Source organism: Rudaea sp. (assembly GCF_036383415.1).
GTDB lineage: Bacteria > Pseudomonadota > Gammaproteobacteria > Xanthomonadales > Rhodanobacteraceae > Rudaea.
This window is the reverse complement of sequence record NZ_DASVOK010000391.1, coordinates 1-8,627: the sequence shown is the minus strand read 5'-3', so window position 1 is coordinate 8,627 and position 8,627 is coordinate 1. Positions and strand designations below refer to the sequence as shown.

Annotated in this window: 8 protein-coding genes; 5 read left to right on the top strand and 3 right to left on the bottom strand. The window is 64.6% G+C overall.

The window, feature by feature from the left end; all coding sequences use genetic code 11:
* From ppnN to pgm, 3 genes are all read left to right on the top strand, one after another.
* Window positions 1-981: nucleotide 5'-monophosphate nucleosidase PpnN (gene ppnN, locus VF497_RS14440; RefSeq protein ID WP_330889918.1), on the top strand; the 981-nt coding region annotated here is incomplete at its 5' end.
* 13 nt (window positions 982-994) lie between these two features.
* On the top strand, window positions 995-2,074 hold the full coding sequence (tal, locus tag VF497_RS14435) for a transaldolase (RefSeq protein ID WP_330889916.1): 1,080 nt from the start codon (window positions 995-997) through the stop codon (window positions 2,072-2,074).
* Window positions 2,071-3,729, top strand: coding sequence for a phosphoglucomutase (alpha-D-glucose-1,6-bisphosphate-dependent) (gene pgm / locus VF497_RS14430; RefSeq protein WP_330889914.1), 1,659 nt, complete (start codon window positions 2,071-2,073; stop codon window positions 3,727-3,729). Before tal ends, pgm begins: the two co-directional genes overlap by 4 nt.
* A 347-nt stretch (window positions 3,730-4,076) precedes the next feature.
* Here the strand turns inward: pgm and VF497_RS14425 are convergent, their stop codons facing one another.
* Window positions 4,077-4,766, bottom strand: coding sequence for a ribonuclease T2 (locus tag VF497_RS14425; RefSeq protein ID WP_330889912.1), 690 nt, complete (start codon window positions 4,764-4,766; stop codon window positions 4,077-4,079).
* A gap of 152 nt (window positions 4,767-4,918) precedes the next feature.
* Between VF497_RS14425 and VF497_RS14420 the strand changes: the two genes are divergently transcribed.
* On the top strand, window positions 4,919-5,386 hold the full coding sequence (locus VF497_RS14420; protein ID WP_330889910.1) for an SET domain-containing protein: 468 nt from the start codon (window positions 4,919-4,921) through the stop codon (window positions 5,384-5,386).
* Here the strand turns inward: VF497_RS14420 and VF497_RS14415 are convergent.
* Window positions 5,383-5,532: a DUF3096 domain-containing protein gene (locus VF497_RS14415; RefSeq protein WP_330889908.1), complete on the bottom strand. Its 150-nt coding sequence runs from the start codon at window positions 5,530-5,532 to the stop codon at window positions 5,383-5,385. The two genes, VF497_RS14420 and VF497_RS14415, sit on opposite strands and share 4 nt — an antisense overlap.
* Before the next feature lie 383 nt (window positions 5,533-5,915).
* Here VF497_RS14415 and VF497_RS14410 point away from each other — a divergent pair, with 383 nt between their 5' ends.
* A complete protein-coding gene (locus VF497_RS14410) occupies window positions 5,916-7,376 on the top strand; it encodes an MFS transporter (protein WP_330889906.1) in 1,461 nt (486 codons plus the stop codon).
* A 46-nt stretch (window positions 7,377-7,422) separates the two neighbouring features.
* Here the strand turns inward: VF497_RS14410 and VF497_RS14405 are convergent, their stop codons facing one another.
* Window positions 7,423-8,553, bottom strand: a complete 1,131-nt coding sequence (locus VF497_RS14405) for a prephenate dehydrogenase (protein ID WP_330889904.1) — start codon at window positions 8,551-8,553, stop codon at window positions 7,423-7,425.
* Between the last annotated feature and the right edge of the window lie 74 nt (window positions 8,554-8,627).

Genomic DNA, 8,627 nt, shown 5'->3' with positions numbered 1-8,627 from the left:
ACCCATGCGGTGTTCGAGATCCTGCGCAACGCGCGCGTGCTCAAGTCGAACACCGACCCGAACCTCGTCGTCTGCTGGGGCGGGCATTCGATCAACCGCACCGAGTACAAGTACACGAAGATGGTCGGCTACGACCTCGGCCTGCGCGGGCTCGACATCTGCACCGGCTGCGGTCCCGGCGCGATGAAGGGGCCGATGAAGGGCGCGACGATCGCGCACGACAAGCAGCGCCTGCGCCGCAAGCGCTACATCGGCATCACCGAGCCGGGCATCATCGCCTCGGAATCGCCGAACCCGATCGTCAACGAACTCGTGATCATGCCGGACATCGAGAAGCGCCTCGAAGCGTTCGTGCGCCTCGGCCACGGCATCATCGTGTTCCCGGGCGGCGTCGGCACGGCCGAGGAAATCCTCTATCTGCTCGGCATACTGCTGCATCCGCAGAACGCCAACGTGCCGTTCCCGCTCGTGTTCGCCGGGCCGAAGGAATCGGCCGCGTACTTCGAGCAGATCGACGCGTTCCTGCGCCTCGCGCTCGGCGACGACGTCGCGAAGCGTTACCGCATCGTCATCGACAATCCGCTGGAGACGGCCAAGGTTGTCCATCGCGGCATCGAGAAGGTGCGCGAATACCGCATCGAGAGCCAGGACGCGTTCTTCTTCAACTGGGGCCTGCACATCGAGCTGCCGTTCCAGCAGCCGTTCAAGCCGACCCACGCGAACATGGCCGCGCTGAACCTGCATCGCGAACAGCCCAAGCACCTGCTCGCCGCCGACCTGCGCCGCGCGTTCTCGGGCATCGTCGCCGGCAACGTCAAGGAGGAGGGCATGCGCGCGATCGCCGAGAATGGCCCGTTCGTGATCGACGGCGATCCCGAGATCATGCGCGCGCTCGACAGGATGCTCGCGAGTTTCGTCGAACAGCAGCGCATGAAGCTGCCGGGTTCGGCCTACGTGCCGTGCTACCGCGTAAAAACCTGAGGGTGATATTGCAATGAAAGCGACACAGCAACTGCACGACCTCGGCCAGAGCCTCTGGCTCGACAATATCACGCGCGAGATCCTCGACAACGGCACCCTGCAGCGCTACATCGCCGAACTGTCGGTGACCGGCCTGACCTCGAACCCGACGATCTTCAACGAGGCGATCGGCAGCGGCTACTACGACGCCGCGATCCGCGAGAAGGCCAAGGCAGGCAAGTCGGGCGAGACGTTGTTCATCGACATCGCGCTCGAAGACTTGCGTCGTGCCGCCGACCTGTTTGCGCCGACTCACGAGAAAACCAGCGGCGTCGACGGCTGGGTGTCGATGGAAGTCTCGCCGCTGCTCGCCGCCGATACAGCCGGTACGATCGCGGCGGCAAAAGATATCTTCGGGGCAGCGCAACGCTCCAATCTGTTCGTGAAGATTCCGGGTACGCCCGAGGGCGTTCCCGCGATCGAGGAAGCGATCTTCGCGGGCGTGCCGGTCAACGTCACGCTGTTGTTCTCGCGAGAGCAGTATCTCGCGGCCGCGGAAGCATACCTGCGTGGCATCGAACGGCGCGTGTTGGCGGGCTTGAGTCCTGTCGTCGAATCGGTGGCCTCGGTATTCGTCAGCCGCTGGGATCGCGCGCTCGGTGCGGACGTACCCGCAGAACTGCACAACCGGCTCGGCATTGCGACGAGCGGGCGCACGTACCGCGCCTATCTCGACCTGCTTGCCTCGGACCGCTGGAAGAAACTCGCGGCGCAAGGCGCGCATCCGCAGCGCCTGCTCTGGGCAAGCACGGGCACGAAGGATCCGAAGCTCTCGCCGAACCTGTACGTCGAGGCCTTGGCCGCACCCGACACGGTCGACACGATGCCGGAGAAAACCCTGCTCGCGTTCGCGAAGGATGGCAAGGTCGGCGTTGCGATGGCCGCGGATGGCGGCGATGCCGAAGCGCTGCTCGCGCAATTCGCGCGCGCCGGTGTCGATGTCGATGCCCTCGCCGCGAAGCTGCAGGTCGACGGCGCGAGGGCGTTCGTCGATTCCTGGAACGAACTGATGCAACGGATCGCGACGAAGAGCGCGGCACTCGCGGCGGCATGAAGCCGAAGACGGGTACGGCCGCAACGCCCGGGCAGTTGCCACCCGAGTCCGTGCTGGAAAACATTCCGCGCCTGATCACCGCGTACTACGCGCTGACGCCGGACCCGAACGAGCCGACCCAGCGCGTCGCCTTCGGCACTTCGGGGCATCGCGGTTCCTCGCTGCGCGCGAGCTTCAACGAGACGCACATTCTCGCGGTGACGCAGGCCGTCTGCGCCTGGCGCAAGACGAAGGGCATCGACGGCCCGCTGTTCCTTGGCATCGACACGCATGCCTTGTCCGAGCCTGCGTTCGCCACGGCGCTCGAAGTGCTCGCCGCAAACGGCATCGAGACGATGATCTCCGCGGACGGCGAATACACGCCGACGCCGGCCGTGTCGCATTCGATACTGGTCCACAACCGTGGCCGTACGCGTGGCCTCGGCGACGGCATCGTCATCACGCCCTCGCACAATCCGCCCGAGGACGGTGGCTTCAAGTACAACCCGCAGAACGGCGGCCCGGCCGACACCGACGTGACTGGTTGGATCGAGAAGGAGGCCAATCGCCTGATCGAGAGCGGTCTCGCGGAAGTAAAGCGCATGCCGTATTCGCGTGCCCGCGCGGCGGCGACCACACACGAGCACGATTTTCTCGGCGCCTACGTTGCCGATCTCGGCAACGCGATCGATTTCGACGCGATTCGCGGCGCGGGTCTGAAGCTCGGCGTCGATCCGCTCGGCGGTGCCGGCGTGCATTACTGGCGGCGCATCGCGGACAGGTACCGCTTCGATCTCGATATCGTCAATGAAACGGTCGACCCGACCTTTCGCTTCATGACCCTGGACTGGGACGGCCGCATCCGCATGGATCCGTCGTCGAAGTTCGCGATGCAGCATCTGATCCACCTCAAGGATAAGTACGACGTCGCCTTCGCCTGCGACACCGACCACGACCGCCACGGCATCGTCGCGCGCAGTTCGGGACTGATGCCGTCAAACCACTACCTGAGCGTGATGATCGATTACCTGTTCCGTCATCGCCCACATTGGCGCTCCGACGCAGGCATCGGCAAGACCGTTGTGTCGAGCGCAATGATCGACCGCGTGGCGAAGGGACTGGGCCGTCGCCTTTACGAAACCCCAGTCGGCCTGAAATGGTTCGTCGACGGTCTGCTCAATGGCTCGCTCGGTTTCGGTGGCGAGGAGAGCGCCGGCGCCACGTTCAGCCGCATCGACGGCAGCGTGTGGACCACGGACAAGGACGGCATCGCCGCGGCGCTGCTTTCCGCCGAGATCACTGCGCGCAGCGGACGCGATCCCGGCGAGTACTATCGCGGCCTGACGCAAAAATACGGCGAGCCGCTGTCCAACCGCGTCGATGCGCGCGCGAACGCGGAGCAGAAGAAGAAACTCGCCCAGCTCACGCCCGACAAGATCGACATCGCCGAACTGGCTGGCGAGAAAGTCGAACGCGTGCTCGACCGCGCCCCCGGCAACGACGGCCGCATCGGCGGCATCAAGGTGATGGCCGCAAACGGCTGGTTCGCCGCACGCCCCTCGGGCACCGAAGACATCTACAAGATCTACGCCGAGAGTTTCATCGACGAGGCGCATCTCGAACGCCTGCTCGCCGAAGCGCAGGCCGTGGTCGACAAGACGATCGAGGCAAGCTAGCGCGCTTTCTGTCCTTGATTTTGCCCTGATCCTCGGGTCCCCGTTTGCTGCGGCGAGGGCATGATGGAAACGCCCCCAGGGCCGGCGCGATGGATCGCGCCGAGTTCGTTGCCTGGACAGGGACGTTCAGTCAACGAACCCCGGCATGCTCTCGCGAACTCGCCGCGCAGCGGCGAGCGCGGCATCCGGAGTGCATTTCTTTTGGTTACTTTTCTTTGGGCAAGCAAAGAAAAGTGACCCGCTCGCGGGATGCGAGCGGAAAAAGCGAAGGGACGCGGTCAGAAAGAATCAAAAAGCCAAAGCTGGATTCCGGCCTTCGCCGGAATGACGAGCAAGAGCAGGCAGCGTCAGCGCACTGCGGGAATCGCCAACTTGCCCGCACGACAGGAATTGCGCACGCGCCCGCCGCAGGATTTGACCGAGAGATTGTCCTTGTCGACACAGATGCGCACCTCTTCGAGCGTGCCGCCGTCCTTGCACTGCACGCTGATCATGTTGTCCTCGAGGCCCGGATTCACATCCATGAAGGCTTTGGTCACATCGTCGGCGGTAAGTTGCGGCGAGGTGGCCGGCGTCTTCAGGGCCTGCGGAATCGTCACGCGCGAGAACGCGTCCTCGGCGAGGGCGAAATATTCCTTCGGGTCGTGACCGGAGCAGGCGCCATGGGTCTGCCATTCGTGTTCGATCAGGTGCCGGCTCGGCATGATCGGCAGCATCTGCGTGACCGTCGCCTCGTCCGGCTCGCTGCTCGTCGAACAGTTCTGCGGCCAGCCGCCGCTGCGGTACTGCGGCCACAGGCCGTGCAGGACGAAGCCGTAGCCCTTGCCGCACTGTTGCGGCTCGTCGGGATGCACGGCGCAATAGCTCGGCGACCAGGACAGCGAGACGACGTAGTAGTCGAAGCGACCGGGTCGGCCCTCGCCGGAGTTGCCATGTTTGCCCTTGCTGCGTGCATCGGCGCCGGTCGCCGCCGCGAATGCGAGCACGAGGCCCAGCGCGACGGTGCAGAAGGAGGTGAACTTCGACTTGCCTGACATGGGATTCCTTGCGCGCATGCGCGGATGGATGAACGTCGCGGATGATAAGGGTAGGGCCGCGCAGCGGCAATTCGGCAAAGCAAACCAGCCCGCGATCGTGGTGATCGCGCTATCATTCGCGCTTCCCTTTTTCGCGAGCATCGAGTCGTCGCATGGCCAAACGTTTTGTCCGCCGTTCCTCTCCGATCCACGGCAACGGCGTGTTCGCCGCGCAGGACCTCGCCAAGGGCGTGCGTGTCATCGAATACAAGGGGCGCCTGCTGACCCACGCGCAGGCCAACCGCACCTACGCGAACGATACCGATTCGGGCCACACCTTCCTGTTCACGCTCAACGAGAAGTACCTCATCGACGGCGGCGACCAGGGCAATGACGCGCGCTGGATCAACCACAGTTGCGCGCCGAACTGCGAGGCGTGGATGGTCGAGGACGAAGGTGGCGACAAGCGCCGCGACAGGGTCGTCATCGAGACCAAGCGCGCGATCAAGGCCGGCGAAGAGCTGACCTATGACTACGGCATCAAGCTCGAGGAGCGCCACACCGCGCGCCTCAAGGCGATCTGGGCCTGCAAGTGCGGCGCGAAGAACTGTACGGGTACCTTGCTCAAACCGAAACGTTAGACGAGTTGGTGGCCAAACAGGCCGATCAGCCCGATGAGGATCAGATATAGCGCGACCACGTAGTTGAGCAGGCGCGGCATGACGAGGATGAGGATGCCTGCGATCAGCGCGATCAGCGGCGACAGCAGATGGATGGAAACGGACATGGCCGTTCTCCGCGGCGACGCGAAGCTGCGTCGATGAGAGCCTAGCCCCGCGCCGGTGAAACGTGCTTGAACGCAGCGCGTCCGCTTCGCCGAACCGGGCTTCTCGTGAATCGAAGCGCCCTCGGGCGAAGTAAACGTTTGCAGCAGCGCCGACGGATGTTAGAGTCCGCAGGTTCCACGAGGGAGGGATTCGTGGGCGGCAAGATGGTTGTATTCGCGCAACGGCGCACCCCGGCAGGCGATCGCCCCACAAGAATCGCCGCCCGCCCCGAAGCGCGATAGCCCAGCGGCGTCATCCGCTGCGCACGCCGGAGACGTCTTGTGGCCCGCAATCCGCACACGCCCCGGCATGCCGGGCAACCATCACTACGGCGGATATTTTCATGACGACACAACAAACCCGGTGGTCGCAATTCGGCGCCCTGATCACCGTCTTCTTTTTCTGGGGATTCGTGGCGGCGAGCAACGACATCCTCATCCCGGTATTCAAGAAAGCGTTCAGTCTGACCCAGGCGCAAAGCCAACTCGTTTCGGTGGCGTTCTATGTCGCCTACACGGTTGGCTCGATCATCTACTTCCTCGTTTCCAAGCTGATCGGCAGCGATGTGCTCAATCGCATCGGCTACAAGAACGGCATCTGCGTGGGCCTGGTGATCTCCGCACTCGGCACGCTGCTGTTCTATCCGGCGGCGAACCTGGGCTCGTTCACCTTGATGATCTCGGGCCTGTTCGTCGTCGGCCTCGGCTTCTCGCTGCAACAGATCGCGGCGAATCCTCTCGCGATCGTGATGGGCGATCCGAGCACCGGCGCGCAGCGCCTGACCATGGCCGGCGGCGTCAACAACCTCGGCACCACGATCGGTCCGCTCATCGTCAGCATCGCGATCTTCGGCGCGGTCGCCGCCGGTGGTACGGAGGCGAGCATCGAGAACGTGAAGACGCCGTACCTCGTGCTCGGCATCGTGTTCATCCTCGTCGCCCTGTTCCTGTACTTCTCGCCGGTGCCCAACCACATCGACCTGGAACATCTTGCCGCCGACGAGGCCGGCGACAGCGCGCAGAAGCTGATCCACAGCGACTCGATGTTCGCCGCATTCAAGTATCCGCAGCTCGTGCTCGGCATGATCGGCATCTTCGTCTACGTCGGCGTGGAGGTCTCGACGGTGGCCAACCTGCCGGCCTATCTCGAACAGGGCCTCGGCATGCAGACCGCACACATTGCGCCGTTCGTCTCGCTGTACTGGGCGAGCATGATGATCGGCCGTTGGTCGGGCGCCGCGGGTGCGTTCGACGTCAGCGCATCGGCAAAGAAGATCCTGACCTTCATCCTGCCGTACCTGGCCTTCGGCGTGTTCCTTCTGGTCAACACGATCGCGCAGCACGACGTGCGCCAGTTCCTCGTCTACGCCGTCGTCATCGTCGCCATGATCGTGGCCGCGCTGCTCAGCCGCGGCAATCCGGCGCGCATGCTGTTCAATTTCGCCGCCGGCGGCATCATCGCGTTGCTGATCGGCATGTCGACGAGCGGCATGATTTCGACGTTCGCGTTCATCTCAGTCGGCCTGTTCTGCAGCGTCATGTGGCCATGCATCTTCGCGCTCGCGATCGCCGGCCTCGGCAAGAACACGAACGAAGGCTCGAGCTTCCTGATCATGATGATCTGCGGAGGCGGCTTCGTCAGCTGGTTCCAGGGCCTCGTCTCGGAAGGCGTCGGTATTCACGCGAGCTATATCGTCGGCGTCGCCTGCTTCGCCTACCTTGCGTTCTATGCCTGGCGCAGCACGGCGATCCTGAAGAAGCAGGGCATCGATCTCGACCAGCTCGCCGCCCAGAGCGGGCATTGAAACCCCCGCGGAAGCCGTCGCGATGCGGCGGCTTCCGCAAGTGGCGTCAGTCCGCCGCGAGCACGCGGCCGATGCCGCGCTTGCCGATCGCCGCAATCGCGGCTTGCACCTTTCTCGCGTCGCTCGCCGGATCGTAGCCGATGCGGAAATGCAGTTCGCCCTCGGGCGTGCGCGACGAATGGATCGAGTCGAGATTGATCCTGCATTCCTCGAACACCTGCAACAGCGCGCGCAGCGAGCCCGGTTCGTCGAGCGGCAGGAACACGCTGATGTGCGCCGGCGAGGCAAGGTCGGAGAGCAGATAGCCCAGGCGCTCGAAGCCGTAGCTGCCTTCGCCGAGCGACTTGCCGCCGTAGAACTCGCGCGGCTGCGCGAGCAACTGCGTGCGCATCGACGCGCGCGCATCTTCGCCACCCTCGCGCACGCGATCGCGCAGGAAGTCGATGTGTGCGGCGAGACGCTCGAGCATGGGTGGTACGTGCGGATTCTCGAACTGGATGTCCGCGTAGATCGCCGGATTGCTCGCAAGCATGCGTCGCGTGACCACGCCGTCGAGTTCGTAGCCGATGGTGCGGAAGGGATGGATCGCGTCGAGTCCGCCGAGCGCGGGCGCGAGCTCCTGCAGTGTCGCCGCCTGCGCCATGTGTGTGGCGTGGGTCATACCCTGGACCACGGCCATGATGCGGTCGTGCTGCTCGGGCTGCGCGCGCACGCAGTCGGCTTCGGTCGCGGCGAGGAATTCCGGAAGCCATCCACGCCAGGCATCGAGGCGTGCCTCGCAGACGACGAGCACGCGGCCCTTGAGCGTCGGTGTCTTCGGCGGCGCCGTCATCGGATGCAGACCGACGACTTCGGCCTGCGAGCGCAGCATCGCCGCGACCGGTACCGCCTTGATCGAAGTCAGGTCGAGCCAAAGCTTGCCGTGCTCGCGGCCCGCGGCGAGCGCCGTGTATTCGGCGATCAGCGCGGCCGTCGCGCGGATTGGCGCGGAAAAGACCAGCACATCGGCGCGTTCGATCAGCTCGCCGGGCGACAGCGCGGCGTCGCCGTTCGGATCACGACCGACCACCGCAAGGCCCATGCGCTGTTCGAAGAAATGCTTGAGCCAGCGGCCGAACGCGCCGGCGCTGCCGACGATGCCTATCGTGGGTTTGGCGAAGTTGGGCGGCTGCGGCATGAGCTGGCACTGAAAAGGGGCATGTGGCAAACGAAACCGGCGCGGGCGACGACCGCGTCGCTCGAAAGGGATAG

Bases quoted from the DNA above. Each gene is read 5' to 3' on its own strand.
- VF497_RS14420 (WP_330889910.1), top strand. From the start codon at position 4,919: ATGGCCAAACGTTTTGTCCGCCGTTCCTCTCCGATCCACGGCAACGGC.
- VF497_RS14410 (WP_330889906.1), top strand. From the start codon at position 5,916: ATGACGACACAACAAACCCGGTGGTCGCAATTCGGCGCCCTGATCACC.
- pgm (WP_330889914.1), top strand. From the start codon at position 2,071: ATGAAGCCGAAGACGGGTACGGCCGCAACGCCCGGGCAGTTGCCACCC.
- tal (WP_330889916.1), top strand. From the start codon at position 995: ATGAAAGCGACACAGCAACTGCACGACCTCGGCCAGAGCCTCTGGCTC.
- VF497_RS14415 (WP_330889908.1), bottom strand. From the start codon at position 5,532: ATGTCCGTTTCCATCCATCTGCTGTCGCCGCTGATCGCGCTGATCGCA.
- VF497_RS14425 (WP_330889912.1), bottom strand. From the start codon at position 4,766: ATGTCAGGCAAGTCGAAGTTCACCTCCTTCTGCACCGTCGCGCTGGGC.
- VF497_RS14405 (WP_330889904.1), bottom strand. From the start codon at position 8,553: ATGCCGCAGCCGCCCAACTTCGCCAAACCCACGATAGGCATCGTCGGC.